Here is a 239-nt window from a genome sequence, read left to right as displayed (position 1 = left end):
GTCGCAAGACTGAAACTCAAAGGAATTGACGGGGACCCGCACAAGCAGTGGAGTATGTGGTTTAATTCGAAGCAACGCGAAGAACCTTACCAGGTCTTGACATCCCTCTGACCGGTCTAGAGATAGATCTTTCCTTCGGGACAGAGGAGACAGGTGGTGCATGGTTGTCGTCAGCTCGTGTCGTGAGATGTTGGGTTAAGTCCCGCAACGAGCGCAACCCTTGATCTTAGTTGCCAGCA

The 239-nt window shown here is 51.9% G+C and carries 1 rRNA gene; it reads left to right on the top strand.

Going from position 1 to position 239, the window contains the following annotated elements:
* Window positions 1–239: ribosomal RNA gene (locus tag KJS58_RS25285) — 16S ribosomal RNA — on the top strand; the annotation flags it as partial.

The sequence above is a fragment of the Paenibacillus sp. J45TS6 genome (assembly GCF_018403285.1).
Classification (GTDB): domain Bacteria; phylum Bacillota; class Bacilli; order Paenibacillales; family Paenibacillaceae; genus Paenibacillus.
This window is presented reverse-complemented; position numbering and strand designations above follow the sequence as displayed.